Raw genomic sequence first — 19,639 nt, 5'->3', positions numbered from 1 at the left:
ACCGTGTACTTTGGGGACGGATTATTCCACCGTAAACCAGCGGTAGCTCTCGGCCGGGATGGTAATGGTCATTGTCATTTTAGCAAGCGGATCCAAGGACATCTTTTTCACAGTTTTATCATCAAAAGTCAGTTTTGCGGAGCCCGACAAACCCGTATAGTAAAGTGGTAGCACCAGCGTACGTGTGATCTCAGTTTTCAAGGGGTTAAACAGCATGCCCAATCCTTTGATCCCTGCCGCCGTTGCATTGACATGCAAAAAACCATCCCAGTCGCGGCCGTCCGCACGACGTAAATGAATCAGATCAGCATTGAGGATATCGCGGTATTTTTTATACCATTGGATCACATCTATCACCGTCTGCTTGGTCTCCTCCGTATCGTAGAGACGGGGACCACGATAACAGGCCTGTACACCGGCACCGTAATACTGCATCATCAGCTGCCGATAATCCTCCAGATGCTCATTTAGCGGTTCGAGTACCGCCTCTTTTCCGCCGCCCTGATAAGCAGTCAATGGGACAAATCCCCAGCCCATGGACGGGTTCTGCTCCCAAAGCGCATCAAAGATATTCTGCCGGTTGAGTATTCGTTGGTTTTCTCTAGGTAATGAAAAATTCACTTCCCGATATCCGATTCCTGTCTTGTTAGAACCATCCAGAAAATACCAGTCCGGCGAATTGATATACACACCGCGGGCATTTAGCCAATGGTAAAGCTGCTTTTGCATGTTAAATTGTACCCATTGGCTATCTTCCAGTCCATGGTGTCCGGGATGACTTATCGAGGCACACTGATCGCCAGGAAAAGGACCATCATTTTCCCAGATATCAAATCCAGTTTTTTCAAAAAATGTCTTGATCCGCTGAGCATAACCTATCCCCCAGTTGGAACCAAAACAAGGGGCATTGCCGAAAAATGTACCACCTGTCTTTCCCGTCTTCGGATTGATGATATCATCCGCTTCACTGATCTTGCGGGAGCTAAACAAAGAATAGGCACCTATTTTAATATTTTTACTGTGCGCATAATCCGCCAGTTTTTTCAGTGCGGCAAGGTTCCCAGCCGTCGTATCCTCCATATTTACGTGGCTGCCGAAACTGAGGATCAGCGCTTCGTATCCTGTGGCAGCGCATTGGTCAATGGCGGTGTAAACCTGCTCATCCTTTTTGCTGACCAGGTGCATAAAGATCGGATTGGCCGTTGTCCAAGGTGCGATGGTCCGATACATTTTGCGGATGGCCAGGCCACGGCGTTCGCGATCATAACTATCCATGAGCAGCTCCCAGGATCGGATGGAACTGAAGTTATCCTTTGGAGCAAGTTTGATGCCTACACCCACAGTGGGGTAGACCTCCATGATCGCCGGTGTTTTTAGGTCGTAATTCACCTGTGAGGTATACGTAGAATCTGCTTTCCAGTGTAAGGACTGATCACTCAGGTGGTAACGCATGGCATTGTTAAACGCAAAATTACTTTCGACGTAAAGGCCATGCTGTTTCTTCATGTCCTCTACCGAACCCACCACGGCGCTTTCCTCTTCGACCAGCGCCAACTTCTCGTTGATCACCTGATTGATCTGCACCGTCTGGTTGCCCGTATTCTTCACGGTCACCCATTTACTGATCAGCGGGATCCCGTCATAGATGGCGTAATGCACTTTTACTTCAATTCCAGATAATGGGACGGCAGCCGGAGCGGCATAGGTAAAGGTCAGCACCTTCCCTTTTCCGGCAACCTTATGTGTAGACCACCATTTATCCCCCTTCCAAGGTAGCAGCGGATCCAGTTCACTGATTTAATGCTTTACATAACTAAAATCTTCGGGTTTTGTCGTAAATGTGGGCATCCATTCCGGTCGCAGGTAAGCGCGTTCCTTTTGCCCATCCACCCCACCGACATTATACCACTTGCCATTGAGCTGCAGCTGGGCTTCGGGTTGTACGGCTCGAATCAGCTGCTGTCCTGTGATTAAGTTGGTAAAATCATAGCAAAAGGCATTCGGCCTGATCCAAAAAGAGCGGCGCACGAGTCCATTCTCCAAAACAATATTTTTGCCGTCGACCGCAATGCGGGATTGATACTGTGCAGTTTTACTGATTAACCAATCTTGCGACTTAGGCTGCGCAGATCCACTATTTGGGGCCATCAGCGCTAGAACGAAGGCTTGGGCATATAACAATAACTTAAATTTCATGGTTTATCTAACAAATTGGACTATGAAATATAGGAGATTTAATCAAGTTAAAAAAAATAATAGGCATGCAATCGATTGGCTAAAATTTAATCTCCTCCACTTGACAAATAGTGACACATTATTATCCAAGAGAACCTCCTTATAATTTTTGATCGTCGTTATTGATCTGTTTTTCTTTCGATCGATAGCTACCATATTTTCCCTTTCCGAATTGCCAGGATAAAGAGAGTCCAAAAGAGCGGAAAGGTAAAGAAAAGTTGCTTTTTTGCATCATATTGGAGGTCTGAGCGTAGCTGCTTAAATTCTTTATCTTATTGAAAGGGTCAGTCATTGTTATTCCGATTGTCGCAGTTTCTTTCAACAGCTTTTTCTTCACTGTGATATTCCAGAGATTGAAAGTGGCAAATTCACCATGTGCGGAAATACATAGCGACGGCCGGAATTTAGCTAAAAGGCATAGCAGATAATTTACGAAGAGAAGCCTATTTACCGAACAACTCCAGTGCTTTTATTATTTTTCGGTCTTTTTTTAAATCTTCCAGGTTATCGCCTTCTAGGACTTCAACATCAGGTAAAATATTGGATTTATAGACTTTTAAATTTCGGTCTACGACATAGTCTGTTGACAGGTTAATTCCTGCATGATCGTTTATTTCAAAGCCCTGTACTGCTGTGGTATAATTGGCTGTTGGTTCCCCTACAATAAATGTGTTATTCCGTCCGATAAAAGAAAGCGCAGTCATTTCACCTGCACTTGCGGTATAGCAGCTCGTTAAAATAACCAATGGAACATCCGTTTGTATCGGATGGAACAAAGCTGTTTTTCTTTCCAGCACATTTCCATCAATCAGCAATTTTCCTGCTTTGATCTCCCAATTGCCCGTAGGTTGATCTTGCCCATTCCTAAACCCACCGAATAGGATATTATTCCCGATAAATTCCTTGAGACCCAATAGTATCGGGTACATATTCCCACCGGTATTTAATCTCAAGTCAATAATCCAGGCTTTGATTTGCGCGGAATTTATAGAATTGATATGCGATACGATATCGTTTGCCAGACTATCTACTTTCAGAAAGGCAAAATCACTGTTTCCAACAATCCGGATATACCCTATTTTTTTATCAATGATCTTACTACATGTTTTCTTTTCAACTTTTAACTTACCTTTTAGATAGGCATTTGTCATTACATCGGGATTGTCCCATCCGTATGTTTTTCCTTTATATTTTAGACTGCCGTGATAATCATGAAGCTGTTTAAATACATCCTCATATAAGGGTGCCGTTTCATCAATGGAGTTTAGGTTTAATGATTTATGGTATAGATCACGTTTTATGGCCTCGAGGTTTTCCGTATGGATTGAGTTGGCTGCTATCAGTTCAATCGTTTTATCGATAAATGATTTTACGCTGTCATTTTTAAAACCTTGCGAAAACGAAAATGTCGAAGATAATAGCAGCCATAGCAATAAAAGAGATCTAGTCATTATGAGGTGTTTGTAGCATGTGATGTGAAGTATTGAGCCACTAAATTTAAGAAATAATTCACTGGTTTGACAACTTAAAGCGTAATAGATGTTGGCTGCATTCCTAAAGGTTAACAGTTTTTTCACTCTGTTAAAGCTGTGGCAATTAAGCTCGGGAAACTATTGCCCAAAGCGGGGAATCTTATTGGTTTAGGAAACGAACACCAGACCCTAAAAGAAAAGCAGAAAAGATAAGGATAAGAAAACAGTGGGATTCAGTTGCTGATGGCGCATCTGCTGCCACACAAGATGGAGAGCTTTACTCAATTGATTTTTGACGGTCTGCAGTGAAATACCCAATTGTTCCGCGATTTCATGGTTACTGAGGCTACGTTGATATTTGAGGTTAAACACAACACGCATCCGGTCTGGCATTTCCACGATAGACTGTTCGATAGCGACCAACACTTCAGTATAGTTTTCTTCATAGCCACCGAGCGGAAACATATCCTGTAGGCCATCCTGAATCATCAGACTATATTGCTCGATATGTTTTTCATGTATGCCAGCCTTTCTAAAATGTTGGAAAAGCTTGTGATATAACGCTGAAATAAGATAGGCCCGCAATCCACTGTGGATATCGATCATATGCCGTCTTTGCCACAGATCTACAAAGAGATCCTGAACAAGATCCATCGCGAGGTCCACATCGCCCAGCTTCTACAACGCGATAGGAAGAAGTGTACGCCAATGATGCGCATAAATCTCATCAAAAGCACCGTAATCTACATTTTTTAGACGTTGTAAAAGTACCGCGTCAATGGTTTTCACAAGCATATTTTGTAGATCTAATAATTCTTTTCCTGCCGTAAAGATCAAAGTTTAATACAAATCCAATATTAAGGCCAGGTAAAGAATATATTAACCCCTAAATTTCGAAATAATGCTTTTGTTTCAGTATAGAAATCATTCTGCATTTGTGTGCTCCGCAGGCGATATGCAGCATAAGAGCGATGAATTAGGAAAGCTTTAGTAGATGGTATCCAAAACACCCGAAATTTCTTTGATGCTATTGATCAATTTGATGTTGTTATCCGTATCGATGTTGGCATTGATCAAAAGTATTCTACCGATATTATGCTCAACATCTATGGAAACGACGGCAAATACCCCCGCATCACTCCCGTTATGGGTCAAACGTCCTTTGTTGTTATAGTTCCAGAACATCGCTTGCTGCGCTATCCCCTTGTCCGTAATGGCCTGTCCATTTTTCCCGGACCTTTTTAGAAAAACAGGGGCGTAATAAGCCTTCGACATCAGCTTCGAGCGACCTTGATAGCCGCTCATGATTTCACTTAAATAAGCCGTCAGGTCAACCAAGGATGTCCTCAGGCTTCCGTCGGGATAGGTAATCGAACAATAATCTTTCAGGCTTTTATCTGCATTCATCAGTGCTTTATAATAGGGTAAATCCGGCACATTGATTTCATAGAGTTTGGCATACCGATCGGATTTACCCTGATCGTAAAACCAGCTGGTACTTTGCAGGTTAAGCGGTTTGAATAGATATTTTTCGGTAAATGCATGAAAGGGCATTTTCGCTTTTACTTCGATCAGATAAGCCGCCAATGCCGCTGCAATATTCGAATAGCTGTATGTGGTTCCGACCGGTTCACTGGCAAAATTATTGGGACTATAGGATCGTCCATTTGCATCCAAATGTTCCTCCAAAAAAGTACCTAATGCAATAGTTGGTGTATTTGAAAGCTGATAGCCGCTGATAAAGGTCTCTTTATCATCAATTATTCCCGAAGTATGTGTAAATAAATGTTCGACACGGATCGTATCATTGGGATGGTGTGGATTGCTAATGTTAAAAGGAAGAATCGTATTGATGGGGGTCTGTTCGGTGAAATAACCCAGTTCAAAAGCTTTTGCCAGTGAAAAAGCAATCACTGTTTTGCTTACCGACGCGATCGGCATAATGGTATTCTCGGAAAATTTAACTTTCTCGCGCAGGTTTGCATACCCATAGGCACCGGAAAAAAGGATGGAATCGTTTTTGATCACGGCAACAGCAAAGCCTGGAAATGATGATTGCTTATAGATTTTATCGAGTTTCTTAGTTATGTTTTCGTTGTCCACCTGTGCTGTAAGCGACAAGGAAAAGAAAGAAATCGCGACAACAGCAATTATGGCTTTTATTTTTATCATCTCTCGGTTCAATAATAAGCGAATACCCTATAAAAATAGTTATTAAATTACTGAATTTAATAACTATTTTCACTTCAAAACTGTCCGTTTCCGTACAAAAACCGTTCGGGATCGAACAAAATTCCGCATGCACAAAGATAATAAATAATTTATTTTCAACACATTACCCGATTGGCAAACGAATTGGTAGCACTAGGAATAAAAAACCGATTCCTATGCTTAAAAATTATTTCAAAATAGCCTTTCGGCATCTCCTGAAGAACAAAGGTTTTACAGCAATAAACATTGTCGGGTTGGCGACGGGAATGGCTGCAGCGATCTTGATTATGTTATGGGTAAAAAGCGAATTTAGCTTTGATCGTTTTTATTCAAGGACTGACCAAATTTATGCCGTCGGCATAAAGGATGTTTGGGCAGGCAGTCCTGTACAGCATTTTTACACCCCCAAGCCAATGGCTGCCGCTTTGAAAACAGACTTTCCGGAGATCAATCATGTTACGAGGGTCAACAAGGGTACCGGATTCCTACTGACGCGGGGCGAAACCAAACTTTCAAAAGAGCAAGGTGTTTTTGTAGACAGTACGTTCTTAAAAATATTTGATTATAAAATTGTCGCAGGCAATCCCGTCGAAGCGCTGAAAAATCCCGGCCAGATCGTTTTGACCAGATCTTTGGCAGCGCGCTTATTTGGTGATACCGATCCCATCAACCAGAGCATCAGACTGGACAGCACCCAGACTTCAACAGTCTCGGCCATCATTGAAGACATCCCCGATAATTCCTTTATGAAAGGAACAGCTTATCTGGTCCCCTGGACATTAATGGAAAAAATAGGTTATTCGGATGATTACTGGGGAAATCAGTCTGTACAGACCTATATTGAACTGGACAAAAATGTCAATAGCGACAAATTTCTGCAGCAAATAAAAGGTTTTATGCAGCGGCATACCGAAACCAAAGTGGAAAATTTTATCGCCCCTATTGCAGATAAATGGCTTTACAGTAACTTTACCGATATGGGCAAACCGACTTCACAACGCATCGGGATGGTATATTCATTTATCGCTATTGCCTCTTTTATTCTGATCATCGCCTGCATCAATTTTATGAACCTAAGTACGGCTCAGAGTGAAAAAAGAGCGAAGGAAGTTGGAGTCAGAAAAGTGATCGGTGCCCATAAAGGATTATTAATCGGGCAGTTCCTCACCGAATCCATTCTGATTGCCTTTATTTCGGGCTTCTTGTCACTGTTGATCACCCAGATCGCAGTCCCTTCCTTTAGCGATTTAATTTCAAGAGAATTATCCATACCATTTAATGATATGCTTTTCTGGTCAGTATTTATGGGCTTTGTACTCCTGACTGGCATTCTTTCGGGGAGCTATCCCGCCTTCTATCTATCGGCATTTGCTCCCGTAAAAGTATTAAAAGGCAAGCTGCTCCATATCCAACGCAAATTTAATCCTCGGAAAGTACTGGTTATTGCTCAATTTTGTATTGCCATCACACTGATTATAACAACATTATCTATCCGGAAACAAATAAAATATGCGCAGGACCGAGAAATAGGCTATAACAAAGACAAGCTTATCCATGTCGTTGATCAAGGCGATATCCGTAAAAACGGGACGCTGATCAAAAATGCGCTGCTTCAATCTGGCATTGCCTCGGATATCGCCAGAACCTCCTCTCCGCTCACCGAAAACTGGAGCAACAACTCCATGGGCTGGGATGGTAAGCCCAAAGACGACAACACCATTTTCGCGCGTATGGGTGTAGACGACAATTTGGTCCGTACCGCTGGTTTGCAATTAGTGCGTGGCCGGGACTTTGACCTGGCCAAATTCCCAACGGATTCTGCCGCCATGCTCATCAATGAGTCTGCCGCAAAGGTGTTCAATTTTGATGATCCCGTCGGTAAGACCATTGTTGATGGCAGGAACTGGCATATCATCGGCGTCATCAAAGATTTCGTACAAGAATCTCCTTTTAATCCCATCACACCGCTTGTTATTCAGGGTGCTTTTTCGGGCTCCAATGTCACGAATATCCGGTTAAACAAATCTATCGAAACAGCGGACGCACTGTCCAGGATAGCGGAAATTTTCAAGAAATACAATCCCGACTATCCTTTTGAGTATTACTTTGTGGATGCCAAGTATGCCGAAAAATTTAAAGATTTCCAGCAGTTGGGCAAGCTTTCCAGCCTCTTTTCTTTATTGACCATTTTTATTTCCTGCCTGGGCTTATACGGTCTGACCGCCTTTATGGCTGAGAACAGAACCAAGGAAATCGGTGTGCGTAAGGTGCTGGGTGCTTCCATCTTCTCTGTCACGCGGATGCTGTCAAAGGAATTTGTTCTTTTGGTGCTTTTAGCCTGCCTGGTCGCCTTTCCGATCGCCTATTATATCACTGAGCGTATGCTGAGCACTTATACCTATCGCATTCAGATGACCTGGGATCTTTTCTTTATTGCCGGAACGGGCGCTTTGGCACTGGCACTGCTCACGGTCAGCTATCAATCCATCAAAGCGGCGATGGTCAATCCGGTGGATAGCCTGCGGGATGAATAGCAAACGGCGGCAGTTAACCGACGAAATCGTCGACCTCCCGCGAATCGTTTTATTTGGACCAGTCTATTGCTAAGTACATTGCAACCAGTGCACTTAGCAACAGACTACGTCACATGACCTACTTGTCGCCGTCTTCCAGCAGTGCATTGACACACCATAAATAAGGTGCCTGTCCATGATAATCGCCCGTATGGCGGGGACGGTCATAATAATACTGTTTGTCGTTCTTTTTATTGGTCCCCACACAGACATCGTATACAGCGCCTTTATCGTCCACATATTTTGTCAATCCCAACCAAGCATTCCGGGCTACCGGGCTATATTGTTTACTATTTAGCCAGCCCTGTTTAACCCCTGATATCATCGCATAGGCAAACATTGCCGATCCGGAAGTCTCCGCCCAGCAATCCGGCTGATCGATCAATTGATTCCATAAACCACTTTTCGACTGGTATTTTTTAAGGCTCTTCATCATCTTCAGATAGCCTTTCAGGATACGGGGCCGATCACGGTGATCACGGGGCAACATCCGCAATAATTCCGTCATCCCTGCTGCCATCCATCCATTGCCCCGCCCCCAGTAATAAGGGACATCCGGCGCATGATAGAACAAGCCATTGGGACGCTGTAAATCATCTAGATAAAGTACCATTTCTTTGGCCGCGCGATCCAGATACTTCGGGTCGCCAGTTGCTCTGAAAGCCGCTGCCTGTACAATTGTAATCATGTACATATCGTCAATCCAAAGACGCGTCTGCCAGGAATACCCTTTTTGTGCCCAGTCTTTTTCAGCCTGACTGGCGTTTTGCGGTACTTCCCATTGCGTATCAGCGTAAGGAAGCCCCAGATCTAGGTAACTTTTATCCTTAGTGAGTTGATAAAGCCGTAAAGGGAGACTTCCGAACATATTCAGGTCGACGTGATTTTTGATCGGCAACAGGTTTTGTTCCACTGACGTTAATTTAGAAAAGCGGTCTTTCATCGCCTGTGTCAGCTGCTGATCGCCCGTCAGGTGGGCGTAGTTAACAGCACCCGTCCAGTAAAAAGTCTCGGGATAGCTGATCCATTTACCCGCATGGAGCATATGTTTGCCCGTGATAAAACGGTGCGCAATCCGATAGCCTACTTCCTTTGGGTCTGCTCCCGCAGGAAAATTTGTTAGCTCCGTTTGTCCAATACAAAATTTAAACGGAAGAAAAAGTAAAAACAAAAACACATTTTTTATCATAACAAAAAGTATTGATTTTTAATCTATTGAACTTTCAAAAACAGGCCTGAGCGATTCGCGTCTGTGCAAATCAGCTCGGACCCTATACGCCTGACTATTCTGCCTTGGCTTCATCCGCAACTGCATCCTCCCACTTTTCCCATACTGGAGTCGCCGCGTTATAGCCGTCGTAGCCATAATTTTGCTTTAATTGCCCTTTAATGTTGGAGGTAATTGCCACATTCGGAATTGGCCAGTACATATTCTTTTTATCCATGGTGTAGTTGATATCACTGAGGCCTGTAGCATTCACATGAATGACGCTTTTATTGTACAGGCTGTAATGCACGATACGTTGGTACCAGTAGCTCCCACCGGTAGCATCTGTACCGCTCTGTTTATCGAAATTTTCCAGATTATACACGTTCCCCCATTCATCGGGTTTACCACTGCGAGCCAAGCACAGGGATACCCGCTTCAGTTCGACATTTCGCCATTCCTCCCAATAGAGTTCACGTGCCCTTTCATTCATAATATCACCGATAGTTACGGCGCCCGGATACAGTTCCGTACATTTTGCCCGCTGACGCACCGCATTCAGATCATCTTTTATCGTTCCATCGGCGGGATTGATATAATATTTTGCTTCAGCACGCAAAAGATAAGCTTCCGCCAAACGGTATAGATACCAGTCGGCAATACTACCATTGGTTGCGCCCCTTGAGCCGTCCGATCCGCTGATATTTGCCTCACTGACGGGATCATCCAGAAAAAACTTATAATGCGGTACGTCGTACCAACGGCGAATGGAATCTGTACATAACAATTTGCCCGTTTCCGGATCGTTCAATGTGATCGGTTTTCCGAAATCTTTTGACGCTTTGTTATTTACCTTATAATCTTCCATGCGCACCCAATTCCCTACTTTGGAACTGTGGCGCAAGTCGCCATCATCCAGTTTACCGTTGACAGACCATACCCCCTTTGACTGGAAAGCCGTGGGCCGGAATGTAGCGATACCTCGGCCGAAAGCGCGCATATAATCATATTTTGCATTATAATCCCCACTGTTCCGTTTAATATTCAGCAAGGCCTGCTGCCCATCGGTGGTCTGGATCCGGCTATCGAATACGAAAGGATATAGAATGCGCATGGTTAACATTTTGACAAAAGACTCCGCATCGGCACCACGGTTGGGCATGCCCATGATCACCTCCCGGTTGGTCGGGATCAATTTGTTTTCGGGGCGGTGCATATCCCAGATGACATTGCGGCTAATGGGCCAGGTCTGCGCCTCACCCCCGTCGTTGAACGTCCCAAAACTTTCGGTCATCAGGGAATAACCCGATTGATCAATCAGGATATCCGTCTGTTCTTTCGCCTTCTGATATTCTCCCAGGGCCAGGTAACATTTTGTGAGCAGCATACGGCAGGCCCCCTTATTGATCATGCCGATTAGGTTCATATTTTTTTGGTCGGGCACCCATTGGACAGCAAATTCCAGATCTTTGGTGATCAGCTGCAGAATAGCGTCGCGTTTGGTACTGCGGTAGTTTTGTTTTGGCCCATCAATAATTGTCGTGACCAAAGGGACGTCACCGTATTGAAATACCAATGCCATATACCGAAAAGCACGATGAAAATAAGCCCGTCCTTTGTAGGCATTTTTATCCTCTTCGCTCAAGGTCTCCACCTGATCCACATACTTGATAATCGTATTGGCATAACTGATGCCTTTATAGGTTTCCTGCCATAAATACCACATACTATTTGAGCGGTCCAGATTCTGCAGGGTGGAGTTGTCGCTGGTCGGCGTCAGCATGTTGGCGACGTCTGCCATCATACTGCGTTTGTCCGTATTACTTGCGACCATCAATTCGGAGAAAATGTATTCTGTCCCCAGGGTCAGCATTTCATTATTATCCGTGGCCCAATACCCTTTCAGATGACGGTCGCAGATGGCCATGGCCGACAGCAGTCCCGACTCGGTATTAAAGGTCTCATTGGGTAAATAGATAGACAGCGGGTCTGGCTGTAGAAATTCTTTCGAACAGCTGCTTACTGCAAGCGTACCGGCAAGCAGTAGGACGATACCCCTGCTGATAGATCCGGTTGTATTTATTGTATATTTCATAGCTATCAATTAATCAGGTTATAAAGATAAATTCACACCGAAGGTAAATACACGAGAGGCCCATCCCTGAGGGTTATTGCTGGGATGAAATGTTTCGGGATCACCATATTCCCAGTCTTTGGTCCAGGTAGCCACGTTGCGCACCGTTCCATATAGTTTCACCCGGTTTAAGTGATACCTGGATGTCAGCGATGCCGGCAGTGTATAGCCCACAGAAATATTGTCCAGCCGGATAAAAGAGCGGTCGTAAAGCCGCTGGGCACCCTCTGCCCCGACAGGTCCTTTGGCTTCGATCCGGCCATAGCGATCCGTTGGGTTGTCCGGTGTCCAGTATTCTTTGGCCGGCAGATTGGCCAGGCCATAGGCCATCCGGCCCCCATCATCATCGTTGTTCAGGTAATTACCTGATAGGCTTTTATGGCCCATCGAAGAGTAGATGTTAAATGAAAAGCTCAGGTCTTTCCATAGCGTAAATTCATTGCGCATCGCCCAACGGAAGCGCGGGTCTGTCTGTCCCAAAAACACTCTATCGTTGTTGTTGTAAACAGGTTTTCTTCCGTCGGCATTCACCACATCATCAGCGGTATAGGGATTGGCTACCTTGGGGTCGCCCGGTGCCTGCCCATATCTCGCCGCTTCCGCAGCTTCATTGGCCTGCCAGATACCCGTCACCTGATAGTCCCAGATCGCGCCAATGGGCTGACCGATAAACCAGCCATTCGAAATCTCGTCCATTTCCTTGCGGCCTATCACATTTCCATTTGCGTCCAGCACATCTTCGTAATTCTTATAAAGATGCACAATCTGGTTTTTGTTGTACGAGAAACTAAAGGTGGTAGACCATTTCAGGTTGTCCTTTTGCAGGTTGACCGTATTTAATGTCAGTTCAATCCCTTTGTTGTCCACTTGCCCCAGATTTGTCGTGATGCTGCTAAAGCCCGTGAAGTTCGGCAGCTTCTGCTCCATGATCATATCGTGGGTCTGCATCAGGTAATATTCCAGACTCCCAGAGATCCGGTTTTTTAAAAATCCAAAGTCCAGACCAAAATTCCATGCAGTGGTCTTTTCCCATTGCAGGTTGGGATTGGCCAGGCGGTCAACCATCAGGTAACGGTATTGGACCAGTTCGCCGGCGGAGTTGAGGTAGCCATGCATTTTTCCACTACCGGCATAGAGGTTCGCAAGCGCCAGATTGGGATCTGCAAGCTGGCGGTTCCCATTTTTGCCGTAGGAAGCACGCAGTTTACCATAATCCATGACATCCGTCCATTTAAAAAATTTTTCCTTGCTGAAGTTCCAGGCCAGCGCCACCGAGGGAAAAGTAGCATAAGGATTCGAAGTACCAAAAGCCGAATAACCATCCCGCCGGATGGAAGTGGTCAGCATATAACGGTCATCATAGGAATAAAACAAACGGGCCAACAAGGCATCAGCCGTTTGATGGCTATCGTAACTATCGAAGCTGCTATTTTCCTTTGATCCATTTTTGGTATTATGGAAACCAAGCGCATCCGATGGTAAAATATTACGCGCTTCAATGCGGTCTTTCCACGATTGCTGTTCCTCAGCTTCCTGCACCAGGGTCACCATCAGACGGTGCTTATCCGCAAAGGTCTGCTCCCAGTTGATCGTGTTGTTGAGCGACCAGTCAAATCGTTTTGTCTGCTCACGGTTGGCCCCCCGATCGGCAGGATTCGATCCGGGGAGTTCGGCCGACATAAAATAGCGGTCATGGAAATATTGCAAACGGGGCGATGCATTAAAGGAATACGTGATATTGAACGGCAGTTTTATTTTCGCATTGAAGATGGAATTCAATACCGTGTAGCCCTTATCCAGTTCAAGATAGTTCTGCAGAAAATCATAGTTATAGCCGCGCTGGCTAAACTGTTCACTCAGCGGATATTGCATCGGGTTGCCGTTGGCATCCGCATAATCTGCGTAAGGACTATTGCGCAGCGTCTGATCCAGATCAATATCTATATTTCCATCAGAGCGATCCTGAAAATTTACATTGGCCCCCAGCTCCAGCCATTTGTTTACATGCGCATTGATTTTCATATTGGCCCGGACGGCCTTGTAGGTGTCACTGATGACGGTACCCTCATTTTTAAGGTAGCCCATGGACAGGTAATAGTTCACCTTATCACTCGCACCGCTGATACTCGCATTATAATCCTGGTTGAAACCCGTGCGAAAGGTATGGTCGGCCCAGTCCACGGCCTTTCCGTTCAGGAAATTCTGTAGGGCATTACCCTGCAGCCCCAGACGGCGGCCCCAGATACTTAGATCGGACTCTCCATTCTCATTTGTTGAAAGCGCACGCCAGGAATCGAGCGATAAAGACGACGGTAGCTGGTCCGGATTAAGGTAAAACCCATAAGGCACCGCTAAGTTACCGTTATCGTCACGCGTCTGATAAGCTTCATATAGCCCTGTTTCGGGATTAATGCCATAGGTATTCTTCGTATACCAATCCTCCCGATGCTGCATGTAAGCGGCGGGACTGAATCTTTTGCGGTAGTTGCTCAATTGCGTCGCACCGGCGTTCATGGTCATATTAATTGTCGGCTTGCCCTGTCTGCCTTTTTTTGTACTGATGATAATCACGCCACTGGCCGCTTTGGAGCCATAAATCGCGGCGGCGGAGGCATCTTTCAAGATGTCGATCTGTTCAATGTCGTCCGGGTTGATTTCCGAAAGTTCACCATAGAATATCATTCCATCGAGCACAAGCAGCGGATTATTATGGCCGCTGTTACTATCGTAAACCGAACGTTTACCGCGCACCTCGATCGAGCCGCCTCCTTTTGCCGAAGCGTCATAGCCGATATTCATTCCCGCTGTACCGCGCAAGATATCCTGCACCGTTTTTGGGTTTTCATTGGCTATTCGATCCGGAAGGATCTGCGTCACCGAACCCGTCAGGTCCTTTTTACGCATGGTGCCATAGCCCACCACCACGACCTCTTCCAACGCATCTGCTGATGGAGTCAAGACTACATCCAATACCTTCGTCGAAGTAATCGGAACCTCCCGAGTTATGTAGCCAATAAGCTTGAAAACAAGCTTTTCTGCCCCAGGGGGTACCGTGATGAGGTACGAACCGTCCGCCTTCGAGGCTGCACTGATCCTACTTCCCTGCACATTTACAGTAACACCAGACAGCGGTTGGCCGTTGCTATCCGCTATTTTACCCGTAATTTCACGGTTTTGAACATTCAATCGATGGATTGATTGTGTTGATTCATTGGCTTTTAACGCTGCGATGGGGCTACCAAAAGCAACCAGGCACATTAACCAGGGAGAGGGCATCCATGTACGCTTTCCAGAGTCAAAAAAGTCGTTTTGTTTTAGTTTACAATTGTTTCTCATAAAGCAATATTCACTTCGAGTTATTTAGAAATTTTATAATTGGCTTCCTCTAGTGGAGGAATTTTAACTGTAAAAGTGAAGATTAACATTAAGAAAAACAGGGCCCTATTGTCTCAAAAAACTACTATTTTGTCTCAATAACCCGATTTTCGATATAAAACAGAAATATATATTCGGGATCCGACGTCGAATTTTTGACAAACTCAGCAAAATGCCTGCGATTTAAAATTTAACTACAACGTTTTCGTAATTTAACTACAACGTTTTCGTATTTTTATTATTACAAACGGATAGGTCTGTGTTTTAATAAAACGGGATGTTGAAATACAGATAAAATCGAAGGACTCTATGAAAAAATCCGACAGATAGATTTTATATTAGAACGACTGAGTACAGGCTAAATGGGGCGATAACCTTAGCATTGAATTGGGGTATACCTCAGTGCAGCGAAAACATTCATTGCACTGAGGTATGGAGCAAAGCTTACCGGAGCTGTATCTTTGTGTCCTGCAAATTAACACTAATAACTGATCACCTTCTCATTTGTTTGGAAATTATCCAGGGAAAACATGGTCTTTTTGTAATAGCTGACAAAAGAAATACTTCCTTTGGGCTGGATGTCAACGGGGAACTCCACGGCAAAATCTAGTGGCGCCAAGAAAAGTGAGTCCCGCTTATTGTCTGATCTATCAAAATATACCCGCGTTCCCTGTAATGGCGTGAAACCACTACCGACCGTTTCAACAAAAAATATAGCCTGTTTTCGGCCACCCGGCGAAGTTGTAAAATTGTTGAATACCCTATTGAGGCTCAAGACCGTCGCACCGTAACGTTCACCCTCCACGGATGTCGTTGCTGTCATCGCCTTCGAACTGTCTCCTTCTGCACTAAAGCCACGGGCACTGACCGTGTAACGCGTTTCCTTCAGTTTGTCCAGAAAGATATTTTTTTCTTTTCCGATCTCTGAAGCTGCAATATTATAATACAATGTGTCCCGCAGCGCATTTAAGTCGTTGGTTACCACCAAGCGTACCCGCTTTATCTTTGGATCGGTGCTCAAACGCATATGCACCTGAGCTCTCCCGTTGCCGGGATATATTGCCAATGAATCCAATGCTCCGGGATAGTAGCGCTCAGCATTCTCCAAATAGGCCTTATAATAGTGATCTTCCTTCTTACAGGCTGCCAGTCCAACTATAAGCGCACATATATATATTATTTTTCTTTTCATAATTTTCACTCATTACTATTAAACAATCATCTGCTAACGTTGTCCCCAGAGGGTGATCTCGGACATGATAATAGCAGAAGGATTTTTGTCTGAAGCTTCAATACCATTCCATGTACTCAATACCTTGATACGGATATAGCGGTTCTTATAACGTGGGTCTGTAGGGTTTACATCCGGAAAATCCCATTCTTCACCTTGTTTTACATAATTTTTGTCATCCGTTGTGGCAGCCTGTCCAAAGGGTAACCCTGAGGGTCTTACACTTTCAAACGTTCCCAATAAAAACCATTTGTCAAAGCTTGGGTCATTCATATCTGGATTGTTAGATCCCCATACCTGGAATTTTTTCACATGGGTGGTCGTATACGATCCATTTAAATCAGACATCCGTGGCCAGGTTTTGATACGGCTTAGGATAGACTGTGCGCCAAGATCAATTGAGAAAGAAAAAGGAATTGGTGTCGATGCAAACCAGGCCTCATCTCCATGTGATGTCATCTTGTTATCCCATAATGTCTTATATTTCAAACTACGCCCGCCGTAAGTTCCATTAAACGTATCCCAATCCCCACCAATGGCGCCTACAGCAATCTGGGTCAGCTGCCAGGTATCTTTGGGAATCAATATTTCTTCCAGTGGAGCCAGTTCCTTTGCAATGGTATCTGAATTATTGCGCCATTTATCCTGAATAAATACCCCAAAGGTGCTCATACCTTCGCTTATGCCGCGTACACGTAGGGTCTGCGTTTCTAGGCTCGTATAGGCTGTATCAATATTTTTCCAGTTGTTTTCCGCATCCTTTTTCATGACAATGACAACCAGCGGTTGTTTCTCCTTATTGTCAATGTAAATATTGACTCCGCCATAGGTGGAATTAAATTTTGAATCACTTTTCAGGCTCTCCGAGATCAGTCGATTGTAAGGAGTAGCAACGTCGACTGTGACGACAATCGGCTTGGACGCGACCTCGCCAACACTTACAGAATAAAGTTCGACATCATATCTGCCCGCAACAGAAAATCCTTCTACCCGAAGAGAATCCTTGTACTGGGTAGATTTAGTCTCTACACGACTGCCGTTGTTCAATACATAGACCGCTTTTACATAGCGGAAATCCTTGTCCGTAGGAAGGTCATATTTGATTACAGCAGCACCGGCCAATGCATAGGTGCGCACATTTGTCACCTGCCCCGCTACTGCGCCCTCTTTGATCGGATGTATCCCCACATCCTCCTTACATCCCTGAAAAAGAGCAATAGATAGCCCCACAAAGATCAAGAGCCTAAGTAATCCTTTTGTGTTATATACTAAGTTCATATTGATTATTTTAAAAACTACCATCCATAATTTTGAACCATTTTGGGATTTCTACGCAACTCTGCGCGGCTGATCGGCCAAAAATAATCCCGCTCTGTAAAACTCGGGGAATAGAATACCATCTGTCTGTAGTAAAGATTGGGGTTTTGCTGATTCACATCATTGCCCACGACCTCCTTGCTCAATTCCTCAGTCCCATCTTTCCAACGACGTAGATCCCAAAAGCGTTTACCTTCAAATGCAAGTTCGATCGTCCGCTCATCCTTTATGATTTTCCGCAAACCATCCTTTGTTGCGGGGCGGCTTGGGTAGATTGAGTACTCCAGCCAAGCTGCTTCTACCCCTTTTAGCCCTGCTCTGGCACGTACTTTATCAATATAGGATACCGCTTCCGCCGTGGGGCCGTTCACTTCGTTAAGTGCTTCGGCATAAAGCAGGTAAAGGTCTGCTAAGCGGATCACTGGAGCAATGAAGGATACAATACTCATTGAATTGGAAGCCCCAAAGGTATTTTCATAGTTCACATACTTTTTAACACCATATCCCGTGACGTTATAGTAAGTACCATTGTTTATCCCCACATTTCCCCCTAGTCGATAAAAGGTACTGAAGGCACCTGCTTCTGTCGCATTACTCCGCATAAAATAACGTCCGCCATCGAAAGAGATATTGCCATAGAAACGTGGCTCGCGGTCCAAGTGTAGACGAATAGTCTGGTTGTTGAGTGCCACATCATATTGGTATTTGGGATCGGTCACATTGACTACCTCAAAACGCTGGCTATAAGGATAACTTTTGTCCTCATCTATGGGCACTCCATTGGCGCTATAGTATTTAGCGATCATATTCTGGCTAGCCGAGAGAAAGGAGCGAATACTTGCATTCGACTGTGTATTGGCATCCCATCCGCGTGGCATATAGGATAACTGAACTTCATTGCTGATAAGATTATTGGAGTAAAACCAGAGTCCTTCGGTATTATCTTTATTCTGGCTAAAAGCCAATCTCGAGCTCAGCTGTGCGATAGCCTCAGGGCGGGTAATATTAACTCCGGGAGGCGCTTGCCAGACAAATAGCGACTTCCCTCCCTGCTCAGCAGCTTCAATAGCTTCCCGGCAGGCATTTGCCGCACTGATCCATTTCTCAGCAGAATAAGTGGTATTAAAGAGCTGCTTCCCGTTCTGATTTTTGATCGTAGCCACCAACGATTGGTTACCATTGAACAACGGACTTGCAGCGTACACCAGTACTTCCGCTTTGATTGCCTTAGCAGCTATTCGGTTCACACGTCCCATTTCGGCATTCACATCAACCACATTGGGGTCAAGGAACTCCATGGCACCATCAATCGTTTTGATAATATAGGTAAACACATCATCGACTGGCTGCCGCTCAACCGCATAGTTTTCCAAATCCGACCCTACAGGGATAAATTTGTCCATAATAGGAATAGGTCCATAACGTTTCAACAATTCATAATGGTAAAAAGCTTTGAGAAATGTTGCCTCTGCTTTCCATTTATCACGTTCTTCGATAGGCATATCCGGTACTTGACCGATACTATCTATAAAGATATTGCAATCCGAGATACCGCGCCAGAGGCTAGATGTACCATCCCATTCGTTCAGCAAGGGACTATCCGTATTCTGTGCGCCACGGAGAATGTTTTTACCGGCCGACGCAATCTGTTCATTTGTCCATATCTCTCCTGCACCCATGATTGCGGGGTTAGCATTGTAACCACTAAAATTGGGCATGGCATTATAACATGTAGCCAGATAGCGTTCGGCCATTACCCTACTTGCAAAAGCATGTTCGAGTATCGGCACATTATCCGGTACAACATCCACATATTTGCTGCAGGATGCGCTGGTAATGACCAATAACACACCAATTAAATATTTTGTAATTTCTCTTTTCATA

General features: G+C 44.7%; 13 protein-coding genes. 1 reads left to right on the top strand and 12 read right to left on the bottom strand.

Going from position 1 to position 19,639, the window contains the following annotated elements; genetic code table 11:
* Nucleotides 1-21: 21 nt before the first annotated feature.
* From DCO56_RS09985 to DCO56_RS09965, 6 genes are all read right to left on the bottom strand, one after another.
* Nucleotides 22-1,719 (bottom strand): alpha-galactosidase, encoded by a 1,698-nt coding sequence (locus tag DCO56_RS09985; protein WP_245935813.1) that lies wholly within the window; start codon nt 1,717-1,719, stop codon nt 22-24.
* Between the two features lie 78 nt (nt 1,720-1,797).
* Complete coding sequence (locus DCO56_RS29730; protein ID WP_245935812.1) at nt 1,798-2,196, bottom strand: hypothetical protein; 399 nt, start codon at nt 2,194-2,196, stop codon at nt 1,798-1,800.
* 139 nt (nt 2,197-2,335) lie between these two features.
* Nucleotides 2,336-2,620 (bottom strand): outer membrane beta-barrel protein, encoded by a 285-nt coding sequence (locus tag DCO56_RS09980; RefSeq protein ID WP_281259376.1) that lies wholly within the window; start codon nt 2,618-2,620, stop codon nt 2,336-2,338.
* Between the two features lie 58 nt (nt 2,621-2,678).
* Nucleotides 2,679-3,686 carry a S41 family peptidase gene (locus tag DCO56_RS09975; RefSeq protein WP_108633583.1) on the bottom strand — a complete coding sequence of 336 codons (1,008 nt, stop codon included), beginning with the start codon at nt 3,684-3,686 and terminating at the stop codon, nt 2,679-2,681.
* A gap of 210 nt (nt 3,687-3,896) precedes the next feature.
* The gene (locus tag DCO56_RS09970) at nt 3,897-4,373 is read right to left on the bottom strand and encodes a sigma-70 family RNA polymerase sigma factor (protein WP_146191015.1); all 477 of its coding nucleotides are present in this window, start codon (nt 4,371-4,373) and stop codon (nt 3,897-3,899) included.
* A 321-nt stretch (nt 4,374-4,694) separates the two neighbouring features.
* Nucleotides 4,695-5,879 carry a serine hydrolase domain-containing protein gene (locus DCO56_RS09965; protein WP_108633581.1) on the bottom strand — a complete coding sequence of 395 codons (1,185 nt, stop codon included), beginning with the start codon at nt 5,877-5,879 and terminating at the stop codon, nt 4,695-4,697.
* A gap of 215 nt (nt 5,880-6,094) precedes the next feature.
* On the opposite strand from DCO56_RS09965, the gene DCO56_RS09960 reads away from it, so the two are divergent.
* Complete coding sequence (locus DCO56_RS09960; RefSeq protein ID WP_108633580.1) at nt 6,095-8,452, top strand: ABC transporter permease; 2,358 nt, start codon at nt 6,095-6,097, stop codon at nt 8,450-8,452.
* A 118-nt stretch (nt 8,453-8,570) separates the two neighbouring features.
* Here DCO56_RS09960 and DCO56_RS09955 read toward each other — a convergent pair whose 3' ends face one another.
* The 6 genes from DCO56_RS09955 to DCO56_RS09930 form a co-directional block, all read right to left on the bottom strand.
* Nucleotides 8,571-9,668 carry a glycoside hydrolase family 88/105 protein gene (locus DCO56_RS09955; protein WP_245935820.1) on the bottom strand — a complete coding sequence of 366 codons (1,098 nt, stop codon included), beginning with the start codon at nt 9,666-9,668 and terminating at the stop codon, nt 8,571-8,573.
* A 106-nt stretch (nt 9,669-9,774) separates the two neighbouring features.
* Nucleotides 9,775-11,793 carry a RagB/SusD family nutrient uptake outer membrane protein gene (locus DCO56_RS09950; RefSeq protein ID WP_108633578.1) on the bottom strand — a complete coding sequence of 673 codons (2,019 nt, stop codon included), beginning with the start codon at nt 11,791-11,793 and terminating at the stop codon, nt 9,775-9,777.
* A gap of 18 nt (nt 11,794-11,811) precedes the next feature.
* Nucleotides 11,812-15,168 (bottom strand): SusC/RagA family TonB-linked outer membrane protein, encoded by a 3,357-nt coding sequence (locus DCO56_RS09945; protein WP_219929354.1) that lies wholly within the window; start codon nt 15,166-15,168, stop codon nt 11,812-11,814.
* Nucleotides 15,169-15,688: 520 nt separating this feature from the next.
* Nucleotides 15,689-16,399, bottom strand: a complete 711-nt coding sequence (locus DCO56_RS09940; RefSeq protein ID WP_108633577.1) for a DUF4998 domain-containing protein — start codon at nt 16,397-16,399, stop codon at nt 15,689-15,691.
* Nucleotides 16,400-16,432: 33 nt separating this feature from the next.
* Nucleotides 16,433-17,716 (bottom strand): DUF5000 domain-containing lipoprotein, encoded by a 1,284-nt coding sequence (locus tag DCO56_RS09935; RefSeq protein WP_181390511.1) that lies wholly within the window; start codon nt 17,714-17,716, stop codon nt 16,433-16,435.
* A 17-nt stretch (nt 17,717-17,733) separates the two neighbouring features.
* Nucleotides 17,734-19,638 carry a RagB/SusD family nutrient uptake outer membrane protein gene (locus DCO56_RS09930; RefSeq protein WP_108633575.1) on the bottom strand — a complete coding sequence of 635 codons (1,905 nt, stop codon included), beginning with the start codon at nt 19,636-19,638 and terminating at the stop codon, nt 17,734-17,736.
* Nucleotide 19,639 lies beyond the last annotated feature (1 nt).

Source organism: Sphingobacterium athyrii, from assembly GCF_003071065.1.
Taxonomy (GTDB): Bacteria; Bacteroidota; Bacteroidia; order Sphingobacteriales; family Sphingobacteriaceae; genus Sphingobacterium; species Sphingobacterium athyrii.
This window is presented reverse-complemented; position numbering and strand designations above follow the sequence as displayed.

What these genes read in the sequence shown, in the direction of transcription:
- DCO56_RS09975 (WP_108633583.1), bottom strand. Translation starts at nt 3,686, where the DNA reads ATGACTAGATCTCTTTTATTGCTATGGCTGCTATTATCTTCGACATTT.
- DCO56_RS09965 (WP_108633581.1), bottom strand. Translation starts at nt 5,879, where the DNA reads ATGATAAAAATAAAAGCCATAATTGCTGTTGTCGCGATTTCTTTCTTT.
- DCO56_RS09945 (WP_219929354.1), bottom strand. Translation starts at nt 15,168, where the DNA reads ATGAGAAACAATTGTAAACTAAAACAAAACGACTTTTTTGACTCTGGA.
- DCO56_RS29730 (WP_245935812.1), bottom strand. Translation starts at nt 2,196, where the DNA reads ATGAAATTTAAGTTATTGTTATATGCCCAAGCCTTCGTTCTAGCGCTG.
- DCO56_RS09935 (WP_181390511.1), bottom strand. Translation starts at nt 17,716, where the DNA reads ATGAACTTAGTATATAACACAAAAGGATTACTTAGGCTCTTGATCTTT.
- DCO56_RS09940 (WP_108633577.1), bottom strand. Translation starts at nt 16,399, where the DNA reads ATGAAAAGAAAAATAATATATATATGTGCGCTTATAGTTGGACTGGCA.
- DCO56_RS09930 (WP_108633575.1), bottom strand. Translation starts at nt 19,638, where the DNA reads ATGAAAAGAGAAATTACAAAATATTTAATTGGTGTGTTATTGGTCATT.
- DCO56_RS09950 (WP_108633578.1), bottom strand. Translation starts at nt 11,793, where the DNA reads ATGAAATATACAATAAATACAACCGGATCTATCAGCAGGGGTATCGTC.
- DCO56_RS09960 (WP_108633580.1), top strand. Translation starts at nt 6,095, where the DNA reads ATGCTTAAAAATTATTTCAAAATAGCCTTTCGGCATCTCCTGAAGAAC.